Origin of the sequence: Pseudomonas monteilii NBRC 103158 = DSM 14164, from assembly GCF_000730605.1 — a bacterium.
GTDB classification, from domain to species: domain Bacteria; phylum Pseudomonadota; class Gammaproteobacteria; order Pseudomonadales; family Pseudomonadaceae; genus Aquipseudomonas; species Aquipseudomonas monteilii.
Genome location: NZ_BBIS01000009.1, coordinates 120,565 through 136,519, shown reverse-complemented (window position 1 = coordinate 136,519; position 15,955 = coordinate 120,565). Strand labels below are relative to the sequence as shown.

At 61.6% G+C, this 15,955-nt stretch carries 19 protein-coding genes and 2 pseudogenes; 14 read left to right on the top strand and 7 right to left on the bottom strand.

Annotated features, from left to right (window positions below; translation table 11 throughout):
• Positions 1–88: 88 nt before the first annotated feature.
• From PM2_RS04460 to PM2_RS04445, 4 genes and pseudogenes are all read left to right on the top strand, one after another.
• Positions 89–832 (top strand): annotated as a pseudogene (locus tag PM2_RS04460) (thiamine pyrophosphate-requiring protein); the annotation flags it as partial.
• Between the two features lie 117 nt (positions 833–949).
• A complete protein-coding gene (locus PM2_RS04455) occupies positions 950–1,477 on the top strand; it encodes a (2Fe-2S)-binding protein (protein ID WP_016714202.1) in 528 nt (175 codons plus the stop codon).
• Entirely contained in the window at positions 1,474–2,475 is a 1,002-nt protein-coding gene (locus tag PM2_RS04450; RefSeq protein ID WP_016714203.1) for an FAD binding domain-containing protein, read from the top strand. Before PM2_RS04455 ends, PM2_RS04450 begins: the two co-directional genes overlap by 4 nt.
• On the top strand, positions 2,472–4,670 hold the full coding sequence (locus PM2_RS04445; RefSeq protein ID WP_028698742.1) for a xanthine dehydrogenase family protein molybdopterin-binding subunit: 2,199 nt from the start codon (positions 2,472–2,474) through the stop codon (positions 4,668–4,670). Before PM2_RS04450 ends, PM2_RS04445 begins: the two co-directional genes overlap by 4 nt.
• A gap of 15 nt (positions 4,671–4,685) precedes the next feature.
• Here PM2_RS04445 and PM2_RS04440 read toward each other — a convergent pair whose 3' ends face one another.
• The gene (locus tag PM2_RS04440; RefSeq protein ID WP_042131334.1) at positions 4,686–5,075 is read right to left on the bottom strand and encodes an NUDIX domain-containing protein; all 390 of its coding nucleotides are present in this window, start codon (positions 5,073–5,075) and stop codon (positions 4,686–4,688) included.
• 304 nt (positions 5,076–5,379) lie between these two features.
• Between PM2_RS04440 and PM2_RS04435 the strand changes: the two genes are divergently transcribed.
• From PM2_RS04435 to PM2_RS29730, 4 genes and pseudogenes are all read left to right on the top strand, one after another.
• The gene (locus tag PM2_RS04435; protein WP_016714206.1) at positions 5,380–6,633 is read left to right on the top strand and encodes a zinc-dependent alcohol dehydrogenase; all 1,254 of its coding nucleotides are present in this window, start codon (positions 5,380–5,382) and stop codon (positions 6,631–6,633) included.
• Positions 6,630–6,977, top strand: a pseudogene (locus PM2_RS04430) (SDR family oxidoreductase); the annotation flags it as partial. The gene PM2_RS04435 and the pseudogene PM2_RS04430, both read left to right, overlap by 4 nt.
• A gap of 354 nt (positions 6,978–7,331) precedes the next feature.
• The gene (locus PM2_RS04425; protein ID WP_025753093.1) at positions 7,332–7,796 is read left to right on the top strand and encodes a PA2171 family ribosome-binding persister protein; all 465 of its coding nucleotides are present in this window, start codon (positions 7,332–7,334) and stop codon (positions 7,794–7,796) included.
• A 78-nt stretch (positions 7,797–7,874) separates the two neighbouring features.
• Entirely contained in the window at positions 7,875–8,123 is a 249-nt protein-coding gene (locus tag PM2_RS29730) for a hypothetical protein (RefSeq protein WP_080578119.1), read from the top strand.
• 45 nt (positions 8,124–8,168) lie between these two features.
• Here the strand turns inward: PM2_RS29730 and xth are convergent, their stop codons facing one another.
• Together xth and PM2_RS04415 are read right to left on the bottom strand one after the other, a co-directional pair.
• Positions 8,169–8,966, bottom strand: a complete 798-nt coding sequence (gene xth / locus PM2_RS04420; RefSeq protein ID WP_016714209.1) for an exodeoxyribonuclease III — start codon at positions 8,964–8,966, stop codon at positions 8,169–8,171.
• On the bottom strand, positions 8,963–9,205 hold the full coding sequence (locus PM2_RS04415; RefSeq protein WP_016714210.1) for a hypothetical protein: 243 nt from the start codon (positions 9,203–9,205) through the stop codon (positions 8,963–8,965). Before PM2_RS04415 ends, xth begins: the two co-directional genes overlap by 4 nt.
• Before the next feature lie 166 nt (positions 9,206–9,371).
• On the opposite strand from PM2_RS04415, the gene PM2_RS04410 reads away from it, so the two are divergent.
• Entirely contained in the window at positions 9,372–9,911 is a 540-nt protein-coding gene (locus PM2_RS04410; protein WP_028698739.1) for a type 1 glutamine amidotransferase domain-containing protein, read from the top strand.
• Positions 9,912–10,061: 150 nt separating this feature from the next.
• Here the strand turns inward: PM2_RS04410 and PM2_RS04405 are convergent, their stop codons facing one another.
• Both PM2_RS04405 and PM2_RS04400 read right to left on the bottom strand, forming a co-directional pair.
• Positions 10,062–10,226, bottom strand: coding sequence for a DUF6021 family protein (locus PM2_RS04405; RefSeq protein WP_219857509.1), 165 nt, complete (start codon positions 10,224–10,226; stop codon positions 10,062–10,064).
• 82 nt (positions 10,227–10,308) lie between these two features.
• Positions 10,309–10,689, bottom strand: coding sequence for a low affinity iron permease family protein (locus PM2_RS04400; RefSeq protein WP_016714213.1), 381 nt, complete (start codon positions 10,687–10,689; stop codon positions 10,309–10,311).
• Positions 10,690–10,854: 165 nt separating this feature from the next.
• Here PM2_RS04400 and PM2_RS04395 point away from each other — a divergent pair, with 165 nt between their 5' ends.
• Genes PM2_RS04395 through PM2_RS04375 form a run of 5 tightly spaced genes read left to right on the top strand, consistent with a single transcriptional unit; the run spans position 10,855 to position 15,158 of the window.
• Positions 10,855–11,775 (top strand): DUF72 domain-containing protein, encoded by a 921-nt coding sequence (locus PM2_RS04395; protein ID WP_033694580.1) that lies wholly within the window; start codon positions 10,855–10,857, stop codon positions 11,773–11,775.
• Positions 11,772–12,545: an endonuclease/exonuclease/phosphatase family protein gene (locus tag PM2_RS04390; protein ID WP_028698738.1), complete on the top strand. Its 774-nt coding sequence runs from the start codon at positions 11,772–11,774 to the stop codon at positions 12,543–12,545. The genes PM2_RS04395 and PM2_RS04390 overlap by 4 nt, the downstream gene beginning before the upstream one ends.
• A complete protein-coding gene (gene clsB, locus PM2_RS04385; protein ID WP_016714216.1) occupies positions 12,542–13,744 on the top strand; it encodes a cardiolipin synthase ClsB in 1,203 nt (400 codons plus the stop codon). The genes PM2_RS04390 and clsB overlap by 4 nt, the downstream gene beginning before the upstream one ends.
• Positions 13,744–14,703 (top strand): lysylphosphatidylglycerol synthase domain-containing protein, encoded by a 960-nt coding sequence (locus tag PM2_RS04380; RefSeq protein ID WP_016714217.1) that lies wholly within the window; start codon positions 13,744–13,746, stop codon positions 14,701–14,703. Before clsB ends, PM2_RS04380 begins: the two co-directional genes overlap by 1 nt.
• A gap of 26 nt (positions 14,704–14,729) precedes the next feature.
• Positions 14,730–15,158 (top strand): hypothetical protein, encoded by a 429-nt coding sequence (locus PM2_RS04375; RefSeq protein ID WP_028698737.1) that lies wholly within the window; start codon positions 14,730–14,732, stop codon positions 15,156–15,158.
• A 97-nt stretch (positions 15,159–15,255) separates the two neighbouring features.
• Here the strand turns inward: PM2_RS04375 and PM2_RS29725 are convergent, their stop codons facing one another.
• Positions 15,256–15,486: a metallothionein gene (locus PM2_RS29725; RefSeq protein ID WP_016714219.1), complete on the bottom strand. Its 231-nt coding sequence runs from the start codon at positions 15,484–15,486 to the stop codon at positions 15,256–15,258.
• Positions 15,483–15,944, bottom strand: a complete 462-nt coding sequence (locus PM2_RS04370) for a hypothetical protein (RefSeq protein WP_016714220.1) — start codon at positions 15,942–15,944, stop codon at positions 15,483–15,485. The genes PM2_RS29725 and PM2_RS04370 overlap by 4 nt, the downstream gene beginning before the upstream one ends.
• Positions 15,945–15,955: the final 11 nt, after the last annotated feature.

Genomic DNA, 15,955 nt, shown 5'->3' with positions numbered 1-15,955 from the left:
TGCCACACTTGATCAGGATCAAAAAGCCGAGTAGTGAACGTCCGGGCTCTGTATGAAACGCGTATAGATACGTGCTTGAGCAAGGCCCCGTCAGGCCCGGGCGGCATTGGGTGGGCACTACCAGCAGGAGCTGGACCTGCTGTCGATGTTCAAAGACGTTGCCGGTGCGTTCGTTCAGCAGGCATCGCCCCCCGAGCAGGTGCGCCACCTGCTCGACCGTGCGGTGCGTACGGCCGTCGGCGAACGCCGCGTCACCGCCGTCATCCTGCCCAACGACCTGCAGGACCTCCCCTACAACGAACCTCCGAGGGCCCACGGTACGGTGCATTCCGGCATCGGCTACAGCAAGCCCAGGGTGCTGCCGTTCGACGAAGACCTGCAGCGCGCCGCCGAGGTGCTCAATGCCGGGCACAAGGTGGCGATACTGGTGGGTGCCGGCGCACTGCAGGCGACAGAGCAGGTCATTGCAATTGCCGAAAAACTCGGCGCCGGGGTGGCCAAAGCGCTACTGGGCAAGGCTGTGCTGCCGGACGACCTCCCATGGGTCACCGGGTCGATCGGCCTCCTCGGCACCGAACCCAGTTATCAGCTGATGAGCGACTGCGACACCTTGCTGATGATCGGCTCCGGCTTTCCCTATTCCGAGTTTTTGCCGAGGGAAGGCCAGGCGCGAGGCGTGCAGATCGACCTGCAACCCGACATGCTCAGCCTGCGCTGCCCGATGGAGGTCAACCTGGTCGGCGACGCCAGCGAAACATTGCGCGCACTGTTGCCGTTGCTTGAGCACAAGACCGACCGGCGCTGGCGCGACAAGGTAGAAACCTGGCGCGCGCTGGTCAAGCAAGAAGTGATCGGCACCCCGGCGATCCGGCTGAACGTTTGATCTGCCGGCCCGGTCGCACAAAAGAGACGCAGCAAAGTGCGCGAACCCTGACCGTGAGGACCTACCATGACCGCGATCGCTTCAAACGGGGCTGCGGAGCACCCCATCTGTCTGACCCTCAATGGTCAGCCCCGAACACTGCAGGTGCATCCTTGGGTCACCTTGCTCGACCTGCTGCGTGAGCAATTGGATCTGGTCGGCACCAAGAAAGGCTGCGACCATGGCCAATGCGGCGCCTGCACGGTGCTGCGCGATGGCAAGCGCGTCAATGCCTGCCTGACCTTGGCCATCATGTGCGACGGGGCCGACCTGGTAACCATCGAAGGGCTGGCCAGTGGCGACGTCCTGCACCCCATGCAGCGCGCCTTCATCACCCACGATGCGTTCCAGTGCGGTTACTGCACCCCAGGGCAGATCTGCTCTGCGGTCGGGCTGGTTCACGAGGGACGTGCCGACACCCGCGAGGCCATTCGCGAGCAGATGAGCGGCAATCTTTGCCGATGCGGCGCCTACGGCAACATCGTCGCAGCCGTGGAAGAAGCCTTACCGTTGATGACGAATGGGGCCAAGACACAACGAGGGCAGCACCCATGACGCCCTTCAGCTACCACAAGCCCGCCTCAGTCAGCGAAGCGGTGAACCTGGCTGACGCCTGCTCGCACTTCATCGCCGGGGGCACTAACCTGGTCGACCTGATGAAGGAAAACGTGGTTCGCCCCGCGCGCCTGATCGACATCTCCGGCCTTGGGCTGAACGGTATTCACGCTACCCCTGGCGGCGGCGTACTGATCGGTGCAAGGGTGAGCAATGCCGACCTGGCATGGCACCCGCTGATCGAGCGGCATTATCCACTGTTGTCAGACGCGGTCCTGGCGGGGGCATCGCCGCAGTTGAGGAACATGGCCAGCACCGGTGGCAACTTGCTACAACGTACCCGCTGCTACTACTTCTACGACACCGGCACCCCCTGCAACAAACGTGAACCTGGCAGCGGATGCCCTGCGCGTACAGGCATGAACCGCATCCATGCCATTCTCGGTGCCAGCGATGCCTGTGTCGCGACCCATCCCTCGGACATGTGCGTGGCATTGGCTGCGCTCGAAGCCGTGGTGCACGTACAGGGGCCGTCCGGTGAACGGCAGATACCCTTCGCGGATTTCCATCGCCTGCCCGCAAACACCCCCGAGCGCGACAATAACCTGGCATTCGATGAGCTCGTGACAGGCATCGAGCTGCCACCCCCGGTGTTCGAACACCATTACCGTTACCTGAAAATACGCGACCGCGCCTCCTACGCGTTCGCGCTGGTGTCAGTCGCTGCAGCCTTGACCTTCGATGGCGAAGTGATCCAGCAGGCGCGCCTGGCGCTGGGCGGCGTTGCCCACAAACCCTGGCGGGACCCGGTTGTGGAGCGCCTGCTGGCCGGCCAGGTGCCTTCAAAAGCGCTCTTCAACCGCGCCGCGCAAACGTTGCTGCAAGGTGCACAACCCCTGAGCCACAACGGTTTCAAGGTGAAGCTCGCTCAGCGAGCAATCGTGCGGGCATTGGATGACGCGGCGCGCGGCGCCGCTAACGGGGGGGCACGACCATGATCACAAGCACACCCGTAGTCGGCACGCCCCTGGACCGCGTGGACGGTGTGGCGAAGGTCACCGGGCAGGCCCGCTATGCGGGCGAATACCCCGAGACGGGCCTGCTGCACGGCAGCGTCGTGTCCAGTACCATCGCCCGCGGTCGGGTTCTCGAAATCGACAGCTCGCAGGCCATGCGCGTGCCCGGGGTTATCGCCGTGCTCGACCATGGCCATCGTCCGCCTATCTCCAGTTATGACGACGACTACAGCGATGCCGACCCTGCCGAGGGCTCGCCGTTTCGGCCCTTGTTCAATGATCGAGTGCTCTACAGCGGGCAACCGTTGGCGCTGGTGATCGCCGAAACCCTCGAACTGGCCCGCTATGCAGGCTCGCTGATCAAAATCGACTATGCCCAGGAGGCTCACCAGACAGACCTGGGCGCATGCCAACAATCGCATGCGGCACCCGCCGAAACACCGGCGCCGCGTGGCGACTTCGCCGGGCAGTTTGCCGGGGCGCCTCTGCAGGTGGATGCCACCTACCTGACGGCCAACGAGCACCACAACCCAATGGAGCCCCATGCCTCGACCGTGCACTACAAGGCCGACGGCACTCTGGAAATCCACGACAAGACCCAAGGTACGCAGAACTGCCAGGACTACCTGCACAAGGTGTTCGGCCTGCCCATGGCAAACATTCGTGTGCGCGCGGCGTTCGTCGGCGGCGCCTTCGGCTCGGGCTTGCGCCCGCAGTACCAGTTGCCGCTGGCAGTGATGGCGGCGTTGCACCTGAAGCGCTCGGTGCGCGTCACCCTGACCCGCCAGCAGATGTTCACCTTTGGCTACCGGCCCCGCACCGAGCAACGCATGCGCCTGGGTGCAGACGCAAACGGGCGCTTGCTGGCGATCGCTCATGATGCGCTTGGCCAGACCTCCCGCTTCGAGGACTTCACCGAACACCTGGTCGAATGGAGCGGCATGCTTTACCAGTGCGATAACGTTGCGCTCAGTTACCGCCTGGCCTCGCTCGATGTGTACACCCCGCTGGACATGCGGGCACCTGGGGCCGCGTCCGGGATGATTGCGCTGGAGTGCGCCATGGATGAGCTCGCCTGTGCAGCCCGGGTTGACCCGCTTGACCTGCGCCGGCGCAATTTCACCGACAACAATGCCAACGAAGGCAAGCCCTACTCCAGCAAGGAATTGCTGGCGTGCTATCAGCAAGGTGCCGAACGCTTTGGCTGGCATGGTCGCAATCCGCAACCGCGCAGCATGCGCAGTGGCAACCAGTTAGTCGGCTGGGGGATGGCTGGCGGCGTCTGGGAAGCCATGCAGATGAAGGCCAGTGCCAAGGCGCGCATCGATGCCCGGGGCCACCTTACCGTCAGCAGTGCCACCACCGATATCGGGACCGGCACCTATACCGTCATGACTCAGATCGCCGCCGACGCTGCCGGCGCGAGGGTGCAGGACGTCACCTTCATGCTGGGTGACTCCTCACTGCCCACCGCACCGCTTCAGGGCGGCTCGTTCACGGTGTCTTCGGTGGGCTCGGCCGTGCGCCAGGCCTGCCATGTTCTGCGCACCAAGGTGCTGGAACATGCGCGCAACATGTACCCCCAAGTGGCCAGCACACCCCGGCAGCAGTTCGTTTTCGCCGATGGCTATTTGCACGCGGGCAGTCATCGCCTGGCCATGGCAGACATCGTCGCCAGCGCCCCCGACGGTGCGTTCGAAGTGCAGATCAACGCAGAGCCCGGCGCCAGGCGCCAACCGTTCTCCACCGCCACCCATTCGGCGGTATTCGTGGAAGTCCACGTCGACGAGGACCTTGGCACGATCAAGGTAGCCCGAGTGGTCAGCGCTGTAGCGGCAGGCCGTGTGATAAACCCCAAAACCGCACGCAGCCAGATCCTGGGGGGCGTGGTCTGGGGGGTGGGCATGGCCCTGCACGAAGCAGCGTTGACCGACCACCGGTTGGGCCGCATCGTCAATCACAACCTGGCGGAGTACCACATCCCGGTCAATGCAGACTGCGGGGATATCGAAGTGATCTTCGTTGAAGAGCACGATGACATTGTCAACGAACTGGGGTCCAAGGGCGTGGGCGAAATCGGCGTCGTCGGGGTGGCCGCTGCGGTGGCCAACGCGGTCTACCATGCCACAGGCAAACGGGTGAGGGAATTCCCGATCACGCTCGACAAAGTGATGTGATACGGCTTGGGATGATCAGGCGCAGCGTTTCAGGAGGGTCTTGATCGGGCGCCTTACTCGGCGCTTCGCCACATCCCTGGCCTTGATCCAACGGCAAGCCTCGATCTCGTTTCGAGGGCGTGGCTTATCGTCGGCCTTTCCGGCTTCGAACAGATAATGGATGACCTTGTCCTCCCGGAACATAGTGAGGTAACGAAGCTCGTCGAACGCAAGGCCAGTTTCCTCGGCCATCTCCCGCATAGCCGCCTCAAGCGGCGTTTCGTCTCGCTCGACACGGCCACCCGGCAGGTTCCACTTGGCCTTGCGCTTGCGAACGAACAAAACCTCACCATCCTTGCGGTAGATGATGGTGGCGCGCAGCTTGATGCCTTTGCGTTTCGCTGTTGCAGTGTCCATTGCCTTCATGCGCTGCCCTTGAAGTTGGCCGGTCTGGATCCGGCAGGGTCCTTGCCGAGCGTAAATCGCCCGTGTGTCCGTTAGATGACCGACATAACGGTGGCAATGTTCAAGTTAAATCCCGATAAACGCCTGCGTGGCGCCGGTTCGGGACAACCCGGGCCGGACTTCTCTAGCGGTTCTGTCGTCCCGCGTTGTTTTCGGGTACGCAGCAAACCAGTACCGCCTGACGTGTTGGTCTGAACTTTACTGTCCGCCGTGGCTTCCCCTGCATACCGAGAACGGAAATACGCGGCTGCAGGAGCTGACTTTCATGAGAGCACTGACTTACCACGGAGCAAACGACGTCAGGGTCGACAACGTTCCTGATCCCATCATCGAGCAAGACGACGACATCATCCTCAGGGTCACCGCCACAGCCATTTGCGGCTCCGACCTACACCTCTACCGAGGCAAAATTCCTGAAACCGAAGCTGGCGATATCTTCGGCCATGAATTCATGGGCATCGTAGAGGACACTGGAAATGCAGTCACCAATCTCCAGGTCGGCGACCGCGTAGTGATTCCTTTCGTAATCGCTTGCGGCAGTTGCTTCTTCTGCCAGCACGACCTGTTTGCTGCCTGCGAAACCACCAACACGGGGCGGGGCGCGATCATCAACAAGAAGCGCATTCCCCCGGGCGCAGCGCTGTTCGGATACAGCCATCTCTATGGCGGTATCCCAGGCGGCCAAGCGGACTACGTCAGGGTGCCCAAGGGCAACATTGGCCCGTTCAAAGTGCCCACCGAGCTGGCCGATGACAAGGTACTGTTTCTCTCTGACATCCTGCCGACCGCTTGGCAGGCCGTCATCAATGCCGAAATAGGCCAAGGGTCGTCGGTGGCGATCTACGGCGCCGGGCCGGTGGGTTTGCTGAGCGCCGCCTGTGCGCGAATGCTCGGCGCTCAGACCATCTTCATGGTCGATGACAACGATTACCGCTTGGTCTACGCCCGCGAAGCTTACGGGGTCATACCGATCAATTTCGAGCAGGACGACGATCCAGCCGACAGCATCATCCGGCAGACGCCAGGCATGCGCGGAGTCGATGCGGTGATCGACGCGGTCGGTTTCGAGGCCAAGGGCAGCACTGCCGAAACGGTAATGACGGCCCTGAAGATTGAAGGCAGCAGTGGCAAAGCATTGCGCCAGAGCATTGCTGCCGTGCGGCGTGGCGGCGTCGTGAGTGTGCCCGGTGTGTACGCGGGCTTCATTCACGGGTTCATGTTCGGCGACGCGTTCGACAAGGGCCTTACCTTCAAGATGGGCCAGACCCATGTTCAGAAATACCTACCTGAACTGCTGGAACACATCGAAGCAGGACGTCTACAACCGGAATTGATCGTCACTCACCGCCTGGCCCTCGAAGAAGCAGCCATGGGCTACAAGATGTTCGATCAGAAGCAGGAAAACTGCCGCAAGGTCATCCTCGTGCCAGGCGCTGCACCCGGCACTCAGGGCCCACTTCCGACGAATACAGCAAAGGCTGACAGTTCTGAGCGCCACTTACAGGGGTTTTCAACATGATCGATCAAGCGACAGGCATGAAATCAGGCGAACGCTATCGCGTGGAAAACGTGGAGCGCGCTCATCAGTTTCCAGGCTTCTTCCAGGACGGGAAGTATTATCTCGGCCCTGAGCTTCTCACCGCCGTGGTCTGGCTTGAAGGTACCCGCTTCATCTACGACAGCCTGGATGCCGCAGGTGAACCCGTTTTTCCAAACCGGGAGGCAGGCACGGTCGAAGGGCTGACGTTGACTCTGGTCGATGGCACCACGTTTGAGCTATCACGGATCGAGGCCAGTGACACCATTGTCCCAGTTGCCCCCGGTGCATCGGGTACGGAACGAGAAGTGCCTGATAGTGGCGCTTGGATAAATCGCAGTCCCAAAGCCAAAGAATCATCGGGGGCACTCTTTGAGCCTTCGAATGGCAGGAGGGGTATCGACGGAGGCTGGAGGAAGCCAAAAAACATAACGCCACTGCTGATCGGCGCAGCGGCGCTGGGAATCCTTGTGGGTTTCACACTCACACATTCACGACGCAGGGATAGCTAGAGGAGGTCTGCGTACCGAGGAATGAGCGTGGTCTCATTGCGAGGTCACGTTCGCTTCTTCGGCGAGCGCGCCTGAGGGGATGCCAGCCATCTTAAGCATTGAACCGTTTCTTTCTGCGTGTACTCCACCACGAGCAGGTTCTTGATTTAATCCGTGACGAGGAACGCCATGAACGCTATCGACTTACTGATCCAGGACCACAAGCTCGTGAAGAAGCTGCTCGAAGAGCTGTCGACCACTACCGAGCGCGCAGTGAAGAAACGGGCCGAGTTACTCCACAGGATCGAGCAAGAGTTGCAGATCCACACCGCGCTCGAGGAAGAAATACTCTACCCGGCCATCAAGCAAGCGGGTGGCAAGGAAGAAGCGAAGATGTACTACGAGGCCAAGGAAGAACACCGCACTGTCGACGCCCTCGTCTTACCCGACCTCCTGCATACCGACACAGGTACCGTCGAATTCGCGGGGCGGGTCAAGGTCATGAAAGAGTTGCTGGAGCATCACATCGAGGAAGAGGAAGGCGAGCTCTTCCCTACCGCGAAGAAGCTGCTCAGCAAGGACACCCTCGAGGAGCTTGGGCAAACCATGGAAATGCAGAAAAAGATGCTCAAGAGCGAGCAGCGAGCAGCTTAGTCAAGCGATCACCTGCCAGCGCTCAGGCCGCTGGCAGGTAATCAGCTTCACATACCCCACCATCAGTCGGAAGGTGTCATGGATTATTGGATTGGGTTACTTGAATGGCCTGCGATGTTGATGACCGTGCTGGCAGCCTGGTGCATCGGTTCGCGCCGTCCGGGGCGGAGGAAGGCAGGTTTCTGCTGCTTTATTGCAAGCAACGTATTGTGGGCCGTGTGGGGCTGGCAAGCAGAAGCGTGGGCATTGATCATCCTTCAATTCTGTCTCTGCGCCATGAATCTGCGAGGGTGGCGAAAAAATACACAACTGGAAGCGACGGCGTGACCACACTTATGTTATGGGCAGGGATAAGCGGAAGGTCGTGCCCCTCTAGCATTGCTTTCGACGCCCGCTCAACTGGATCCAGACCGGCGCATGATCACTGGCCTTGGCTTCGTTGCGCACCCAGGCATCCACGCCCGCCCGCTTCAAGTAAGGGCTGAGACTGGGGTTGAGCAGCAGATGATCAATGCGCAGCCCGGCATTGCGCGCCCAATGATTGCGAAAATAGTCCCAGAATGTGTAGATGCGCTGCTCGGGATACAGGTGACGCACAGCATCGACCCAGCCCTGCGCCAGCAATTGTTCGAAACACGCCCGCGATTCAGGTTGCAGCAGCGCGTCCTTGAGCCATGAGCGCGGGTTATAGATGTCCAGATCGGTGGGCACCACATTGAAATCGCCCGCCAACACCGCAGGATGGTGGCTGCCCTGCAGTGTTTGGGCATGCTTGATCAGGCACTGGAACCAGCGCAGTTTGTAATCGAACTTGGGGCCGGGTTGCGGGTTGCCATTGGGCAGGTAAAGGCAGCTCACCAGTACACCGTGCACCGCAGCTTCCAGATAGCGGCTCTGCTCATCGTCCTGCATGCCGGGCAGCCCGCGCCGTACCTCCAGCGGCTCACTATCGCGCGCCAGGATCGCCACGCCATTCCAGGAGGGTTGCCCCTGATACAGGCAGCCATAACCTGCCGCTTCGATGGCTTGGCGAGGAAATTGCTGATCGGCCGCCTTTAGTTCCTGCAAACACGCAATGTCCGGCTGCTCCCGCTCCAGCCAGGCCAACAGCGCGGGCAGGCGGCTGCGGATGCCATTGATATTGAAGGTGGCGATCTTCAGCGCTTTCATGCGTCAGGGTCACTCACGTGAGCCTGCACGGCATCTTCCAGTGCCCGAATATGTGCCTCGTCGGCCAGTGCCTTCAGCGCCAACCAGTCATCCCAGTCAATGGCACCATCGTCCCGCAGCGCCTCGGCGGTGCGAACCAGTTCATGGTAGTAGGCGTCCGGCGATTCGCGCCGGTAGCTGATGTCGTCGTACTGCGCGTACCAGGCTTCAAGTTCAGGAATGCTGCGTTCGATGCTCATGACGGCCGCCTCGTTCTATCTCTGCTAGTGAGAGCTCAAGCCCCGCGCAATGTTCAACTGCAACGGTCAGCCGGTCAGCCTCCCTACCGCTGAAGCAGTGCGTTGGAACTTCTCACCCCTTCCGAGACGTCCCACATTCACACCTGACGAAAACGGAGATTGAACGATGACTGCAAAACTGAGTGGCAAGCGCGTAGCCTTTCTGGTCACCGATGGCTTCGAGCAAGTGGAGTTGACCGGACCTCGTGAAGCCTTGCAGGAAAATGGGGCCGTGACCGATATACTGAGTGACAAGGAAGGCACTGTCCGCGGCTGGAACCATGACAAGCCGGCCGACGAGTTTGCGGTGGACGCGACGTTCGACAGCGCCCACCTCGACCTCTACGATGCCATCGTGCTACCGGGTGGGGTCCAGAATTCCGACACCATCCGGCTGATACCGGGCGCCCAGAAACTGGTCAAAAGCCACAACTCGGCCAGCAAGCCGCTGGCGGTAATCTGCCACGGCGCCTGGCTGCTGGTATCGAGTGGACTGGCCAAGGGCAAACGGATGACCAGTTACAAGACGTTGCAGGATGACATTCGCAATGCAGGTGGCCACTGGGTAGATGAAGAGGTAGTGGTGGACGGCAACCTGATCACCAGCCGCAAGCCGGATGATATCCCCGCCTTCAGCGAGCAACTGATCAAAGCCCTTGCTGGCTAGCTGCCTGACCCGTGAACTGGCAAACACCTGGTTTGCCAGTTCAACAAACCAGCGCCGTTTGCGCCGGCATGGCAGGCATGTCGAGCTGTGGAAGACGCGCCGGGCAACAGATGGATGCGTGCGGCAGGCCTTCGTCCACGGTAGTCAGGCTTACGCTTTCTTTTCCACGTCTCTGGGTGGTTTCGCGGGGCCTTGGGGGTCCACTTGAGGGTCGTCCAGATCCGGAGAGTCCGGGTCGAAACCCAAGTCCTGATCAGTTGTTGCATGATCGGAAGAATGGGGGCCTTTCTGCTGCTGATCGTCGGGTTTGTTCATCAACTGGTCTGCGAAGTGTGAGTTTTTCACCGTCATGGTCTTGCCCCTTTCTGAACAACCCCATGGCGTGTGCTTGAACGCGTCAATGAGAGTCCTCCCAGTCTGGCCCCGCTTCGTCGTGCTCCCCCAGTTGCTGGTATCGCTTTCGAAGCGCATGGAGTTCAGCTGGCCCCATGTCTTCAAGGTCGAGCAACGCCTTGTGCGCCCGTTGGGTAGTGCGCAACAGTTCGTCAAGTTTGATGTGCAATTCGTCGCTCTCACGGTTTTGGGTGTTCTGGATCAGGAACACCATCAGGAACGTGATGATCGTGGTCGACGTATTGATGACCAACTGCCACGTGTCGTTGAAATGAAACAAGGGCCCGCTTACACCCCAGGCAATGATCAGCATCAAGGCAATAATGAAGGTCAACGGCCGCCCGCTATGTTTGGCTAGCCATTGTGCAAACCGATCAAACTTCATGGCTGAGCCTCCTTCAGGGTGTACCTCAGTGAAACCCACGCATCCGGTGGAGGATTGCAATACCGGTAAAGTTCCCTTTTTGCATGGCCATCCACTCGTCAATCCCACTGAACAATCCGGTCCCGGTACCTGTCGCTACTGTTACGTACAGGAGCGCAGGGACTTATGGTGAGCGAGATTCGCATCGGAATTTCCGGATGGCGCTATGGCCCATGGCGCAAGGACTTCTACCCCGAGGGGCTGCGCCAGGACGACGAGCTGGCGTTTGCCTCGCGGGCAGTCAACAGCATCGAAATCAACGGTTCGTTCTACGCACTGCAAACGCCCGAGCGCTATGGCAAGTGGCGTGACGAGACACCGGAGGGGTTCGTATTCTCGGTCAAGGCGCCGCGCTACATCACCCACGTACGCAGGCTCCGCGAAATCGACGAGGCGCTTGCCAACTTCTTCGCATCGGGCCCCTTGCTGCTGGGTGACAAGCTGGGCCCCTTCCTGTGGCAGTTTCCCCCGAACCTGAAATTCGACGCGCAGCGCTTCAGCGACTTTCTGGCCAAGCTGCCACGCGACCGCAAAGCCGCCCGCAGCCTTGCGCGACACGCCGCCGAACGCCTGCAAGGCAACGGCGGCACTGCCGTGCCGGGTAATGCGCGCCTTCGCCACGCCGTGGAAATCCGCCACCCCAGCTTCCTCTGCGACACCTTCATCAACCTGCTACGCAGGCACAAGGTTGCCCTGGTGGTCGCCGACAGCGCGGGCAAATGGCCCTATGTCGAAGAGCTCACGGCCGATTTCGTGTACCTGCGCCTGCATGGCGATGTCGAACTGTACAGCAGCGGCTACACGGCCAGGGCGCTGCGCCGCTGGCGCCTGCGCATCCAGGCCTGGGCGGCGGGCAGCCAGCCTGAGGATGCTCAGCGTGTGGTGCGCCGCGCCCCGGCAAAACGCACTTCCCGGGATGTCTACTGCTACTTCGACAACGACCAGAAAGTCCACGCCCCCTACGATGCCCGCCGCCTGCTGGACAAGCTAGGCCTTGACGGCGAGCTGGTGACCGAACCAGGCGTCGAGCCGCAGGAGCCGCTATGAACCCGACACTGCCCGCCCCCCGCTGCATCATCGACAAGGTGACCGCCGTACATCACCTGACGGTACTGACCCTCAACGTGCACAAAGGCTTCACCCTGTTCAACCGCCGCTTCATTTTGCCGGAGCTGCGCGAGGCGGTACGCTCGACCGGCGCCGACCTGGTGTTTCTTCAGGAGGTGCATGGCAGTCATCAACACCATGCCGAGCGCCATCCCAAGTGGCCACAGACACCTCAGTACGAATTCCTCGCCGACAGCATGTGGCCGCAATTCGCCTATGGCCGCAATGCGGTCTACCCCCATGGCGACCATGGCAACGCCCTGCTGTCCAAGTTCCCCATCCTTGCCCATGACAACCTGGATGTTTCGGTCCATGGCAACGAAGAACGGGGCCTGCTGCATTGCCAGCTGGAAGTGCCGGGCCATGAACAGGTGCACACAGTCTGCGTACACCTGGGCCTGCGTGAAGCGCATCGTCAGCGTCAGGTCGGCCTGCTCCTGGCATTGCTGGACAGCCTGCCGCCGGATGAGCCGGTCATCGTCGCCGGCGACTTCAACGACTGGCGCCTGAAAGCAGATGCGAGGCTGTCGGGCCACCTGGCGGAGGCTTTCGGCAAACCGGCACGCAGCTTTCCCGCGCGCTTGCCAATGCTGCGGCTGGACCGCATCTACCTGCGTAACGCACAAGCTTGCGAAGCACGGGTGTTGTCCAGATACCCGTGGTCCCACCTCTCCGATCATGCCCCGCTGGTGGCGCAGGTGACACTATGAAGCTGCCTTGGTGCGACGGCAACCGCGTCGAGTTGCTGATAAACGGCGAGCAGTATTACCCCCGCGTATTCGAGGCCATGGCCCAGGCACGCGAGGAAATCCTCCTGGAAACCTTCATCATCTACGATGACAAAGTCGGCCAACCCTTGCGCCACGCCCTGATCGATGCCGCGCGGCGCGGGGTGCGGGTCGAGGTGGCGGTGGACGGCTACGGCACCGCCGACCTGCCTGACGATTTCATCTCGTCGATGACCGAGGCCGGGGTGCGTTTCCATTCGTTCGATCCGCAACCACGGCTGGTAGGCATGCGCACCAACCTGTTTCGCCGCTTGCACCGCAAGATCCTGGTGATCGACGGGCAACGCGCCTTCATCGGCGGCATCAATTACAGTGCCGACCACCTGGGTGACTTCGGCCCACAGGCCAAGCAGGATTACGCGGTGGAGGTCGTCGGCCCGGTGGTGGCCCAGGTGCATGCTTCTTCCTGCCGCATGCTCGCACCGGTGCTGGATGCCGCCAGCGGGGTTCAGGCGGGCGGCATCGCTTCAGGCCCGGCCAGCGCCGTGCTGGTGGAGCGCGACAACCAGCGCCATCGCAACGATATCGAAGCCTGCTACCTGCAGGCTTTCCGTGAAGCAAGGCATCGTATCGTCGTAGCCAACGCCTACTTCTTCCCGGGCTACCGCTTGCTGCGCGAACTGCGCAACGCCGCCAGGCGCGGGGTCGAGGTGACGCTGATCCTCCAGGGGCAACCGGACATGCGCTGGGTGCGTGCGCTCTCGCGGCTGCTCTACAACTACCTGTTGCGCGACGACGTGCGCATCCATGAGTACTGCCAGCGGCCGCTTCATGGCAAGGTTGCGTTGGTGGACAGCCACTGGACCACCGTGGGCTCAAGCAACCTCGACCCACTGAGCCTGTCGTTCAACCTTGAGGCCAACCTGCTGATTCAAGACCCCGCGTTCAACGAACAACTGTACCAGCACTTGACCGAACTGAGCCGGGAGCACTGCAAGACCGTGACGCTGGAGCGCATGGTGCGCGGCTACTGGTGGCGTGCCCCGCTGATCTTTCTGGGCTTCCACATCACGCGCTATTTCCCGCAGATCGCCGGCTGGTTTCCGGCACACCGGCAGCGCCTGCAGTCGCTGCAAGCCGACGGCGAGGCCCCCGCCGACTACCACGGGGGCAAGACCTGATGGCCACTTCACGCTGGAAGACCTGGGGCAAACGCTTGCTGACCGTGCTGTTCCTGGTATTGATACCCGCGCTGCTGTTCACCCTGGCGCGTAACCTGGACTGGAACGAAGTCCGCCAGTCGCTGCTGGCGTACCGGCCCTCGACCCTGGCCTTGGGGTTGCTGCTGGCCCTGTGCAGCTACCTGGTATTCGCCAGTTACGACCTGCTCGCCCGCGCCTACACCGGCCACCGCCTGCCGGCCCGGCAGGTGCTGCCGGTAGCGTTCGTCTGCTATGCATTCAACCTTAATTTCACCACCTGGGTCGGTGGCGTTGCCCTGCGTTATCGCCTGTACAGCCGGCTGGGCCTGGATACCCCAACCATCACCCGCATCCTCACCTTGGGGCTGTTGACCAACTGGATGGGCTACCTGCTGCTGGCCGGCACGGTATTCGCCCTGGGCTTTGTCAAACTGCCGGAAAGCTGGGCGGTGGGTGCCAGCGGCTTGCGCCTGATCGGCGTATTGATGGTGGCGGTAGCGTTGGCTTACCTGTGCGCCTGTGCCTTCGCCACGCGGCGCACGTGGGCGCTGCGCGGGCACGAAGTCACCCTGCCGAGCCTGCGTATGGCGCTCTGCCAGGTGGCACTGGGCGCTAGCAACTGGGCGCTGATGGCAGCGCTGATTGACCTGCTGTTGCCGCCCGAGCTGTTCTATCCCTCGGTGCTGGGTGTGTTGCTGATCAGTTGCGTCGCCGGGGTGGTCGCTCACATTCCCGCCGGGCTCGGCGTACTGGAAGCCGTATTCCTGGCGCTGCTCCATGGCCAGCTAGGGCAAGGCACCCTGGTTGCCGCACTGCTCGGCTATCGGACGTTGTACTACCTGATCCCGCTGCTATTGGCGGTGGTGACCTACTTGATCCTCGAAAAGCGTGCCAAGGCCTTGCGCAGGCAGGCCGGGGCAGCCCTCGACAAGCGCTGACGGGCCTGGTGCCCGGGAGGTATATCATGCGATTCGCTCTGTATATGGCAATGCTGGGCACCCTTGGCAGCGGGCAGGTGTTGGCCGAAGTTTGCGACGTGGTCACCCGCTCATCCAGCGAGGCGGTCAAACCGGTGCAGCAACACACCTGTTACAGCTACAGCAACACGCCCGCTGAGGCGATTGCCTGGTCGTGCAGCAACGAAAGCAAGGAGATGTTGAACAGCGAGAAGCGTCGTGTTGAGCGTTGCCCCGACAGCAGCGTTGGCAGCTGCATCGCGCCACTGACGCAGGAGACACTGGCCAACCCCGATGCCGCTGGGCGTGATGAGCCTGCCACCCGCCCTGCACTACCCAAGGATGCGCGGATCATCACCTACTACTACGACACCCCTAGCCTGGGCCAGGCACGCAGCGATTGCGAACGCAACAATGGTGTCTGGCAGACCCATTGAGGGCGTAACCCAAACCAGATGCGTGACGGGTGAGGTTCCACATGATCTAAATGACGTCCTATCGCTCTCCCGTCTCACATCTGTAAGCCACTGGGCCTTATGGCGAAATCGGATCGCTCGCCGGGAATGTTTCATCCAATGCATTATCGACATTGGACTCTTTCGACTCAGCCAACTCACCACACTTGCAGTCGCTCATACGACAGGGCTCGCCGTTACGATGGCCCGTCGCACAGGCTTCGCAGCAGTAGGCCTTGCCATCCTGGACCACAGCATTGGCATCCGCGGTGCAAGAACAATGGGTGCAGGAACAGCGTTGCTCGTTCATCTCGGCTCTCTCCCTTCGTCATCGGGTACCACGTCATCGGTCCACGGCTCGCCGTCCAGCGGCGCCGAGCGGGCCAGTTCGGCCTCGTCCAGGCCGAAACCGCCACCGATCTCGTGGGCCTCCACCTGGCGCAAGGCCTTGTCCGCCGGGCCGCCGCTGCCAGGCTCATCCGGATCGCGGGCACCGGTCTCATCGAACAACGTATCCGGGCTCAGGTCGTCGAGGGTGACATTGTCCTCGTGCAGGCTGTCGCTCAACGCCTCGCCGCCGGTCATGCCGCTTTCGGCGACACGCCGGGGCGGGTAATCCTCGGCAAGCTCCCGCGCCGGACGCTCGTCGCCGACACGCCCCTGGCGCTCATCACGGCGCTCGCTGAAATCCAGCTCGTGGACGCTGCCCATGCGGTCCTCGATGTCGTCGATCTCAATGGGCGGTCTTGGGTCATTGGGTGTGGACATGAACGGTCTCC

What these genes read in the sequence shown, in the direction of transcription:
- PM2_RS04455 (WP_016714202.1), top strand. Translation starts at nt 950, where the DNA reads ATGACCGCGATCGCTTCAAACGGGGCTGCGGAGCACCCCATCTGTCTG.
- PM2_RS04450 (WP_016714203.1), top strand. Translation starts at nt 1,474, where the DNA reads ATGACGCCCTTCAGCTACCACAAGCCCGCCTCAGTCAGCGAAGCGGTG.
- PM2_RS04445 (WP_028698742.1), top strand. Translation starts at nt 2,472, where the DNA reads ATGATCACAAGCACACCCGTAGTCGGCACGCCCCTGGACCGCGTGGAC.
- PM2_RS04440 (WP_042131334.1), bottom strand. Translation starts at nt 5,075, where the DNA reads ATGAAGGCAATGGACACTGCAACAGCGAAACGCAAAGGCATCAAGCTG.
- PM2_RS04435 (WP_016714206.1), top strand. Translation starts at nt 5,380, where the DNA reads ATGAGAGCACTGACTTACCACGGAGCAAACGACGTCAGGGTCGACAAC.
- PM2_RS04425 (WP_025753093.1), top strand. Translation starts at nt 7,332, where the DNA reads ATGAACGCTATCGACTTACTGATCCAGGACCACAAGCTCGTGAAGAAG.
- PM2_RS29730 (WP_080578119.1), top strand. Translation starts at nt 7,875, where the DNA reads ATGGATTATTGGATTGGGTTACTTGAATGGCCTGCGATGTTGATGACC.
- xth (WP_016714209.1), bottom strand. Translation starts at nt 8,966, where the DNA reads ATGAAAGCGCTGAAGATCGCCACCTTCAATATCAATGGCATCCGCAGC.
- PM2_RS04415 (WP_016714210.1), bottom strand. Translation starts at nt 9,205, where the DNA reads ATGAGCATCGAACGCAGCATTCCTGAACTTGAAGCCTGGTACGCGCAG.
- PM2_RS04410 (WP_028698739.1), top strand. Translation starts at nt 9,372, where the DNA reads ATGACTGCAAAACTGAGTGGCAAGCGCGTAGCCTTTCTGGTCACCGAT.
- PM2_RS04405 (WP_219857509.1), bottom strand. Translation starts at nt 10,226, where the DNA reads ATGAACAAACCCGACGATCAGCAGCAGAAAGGCCCCCATTCTTCCGAT.
- PM2_RS04400 (WP_016714213.1), bottom strand. Translation starts at nt 10,689, where the DNA reads ATGAAGTTTGATCGGTTTGCACAATGGCTAGCCAAACATAGCGGGCGG.
- PM2_RS04395 (WP_033694580.1), top strand. Translation starts at nt 10,855, where the DNA reads ATGGTGAGCGAGATTCGCATCGGAATTTCCGGATGGCGCTATGGCCCA.
- PM2_RS04390 (WP_028698738.1), top strand. Translation starts at nt 11,772, where the DNA reads ATGAACCCGACACTGCCCGCCCCCCGCTGCATCATCGACAAGGTGACC.
- clsB (WP_016714216.1), top strand. Translation starts at nt 12,542, where the DNA reads ATGAAGCTGCCTTGGTGCGACGGCAACCGCGTCGAGTTGCTGATAAAC.
- PM2_RS04380 (WP_016714217.1), top strand. Translation starts at nt 13,744, where the DNA reads ATGGCCACTTCACGCTGGAAGACCTGGGGCAAACGCTTGCTGACCGTG.
- PM2_RS04375 (WP_028698737.1), top strand. Translation starts at nt 14,730, where the DNA reads ATGCGATTCGCTCTGTATATGGCAATGCTGGGCACCCTTGGCAGCGGG.
- PM2_RS29725 (WP_016714219.1), bottom strand. Translation starts at nt 15,486, where the DNA reads ATGAACGAGCAACGCTGTTCCTGCACCCATTGTTCTTGCACCGCGGAT.
- PM2_RS04370 (WP_016714220.1), bottom strand. Translation starts at nt 15,944, where the DNA reads ATGTCCACACCCAATGACCCAAGACCGCCCATTGAGATCGACGACATC.